General features: G+C 29.4%; 1 pseudogene. It reads left to right on the forward strand.

Features of this window, described 5'->3' with window-relative positions:
- Positions 1-85: 85 nt before the first annotated feature.
- A pseudogene (locus ACJDU8_RS25890) lies at positions 86-250 on the forward strand (cation transporter dimerization domain-containing protein); the annotation flags it as partial.
- Positions 251-252: the final 2 nt, after the last annotated feature.

Genomic DNA, 252 nt, shown 5'->3' on the forward strand with positions numbered 1-252 from the left:
TAGATAGTAATCTTCCAGAAGAAGATATACAGAAAATAATAAATATAATGAAAACTCATTCAGAGGTTAAAAGTTACATAGACTCCGTACTAGAATGAGTGGAGCTAAAAGAGAAATTGATATTCATCTTCAACTTAGTAACCAAATTGCCTTAGATAAGGCCCATGAAATTACCAATAGTATTGAAAATGAAATTAAATCTGTATTTCCAAACTCCTATAGTGTAGTTCATATAGAACCAAAAAGATGAAG

The sequence above is a fragment of the Candidatus Clostridium eludens genome (assembly GCF_045310515.1).
GTDB classification, from domain to species: domain Bacteria; phylum Bacillota; class Clostridia; order Clostridiales; family Clostridiaceae; genus Clostridium_B; species Clostridium_B eludens.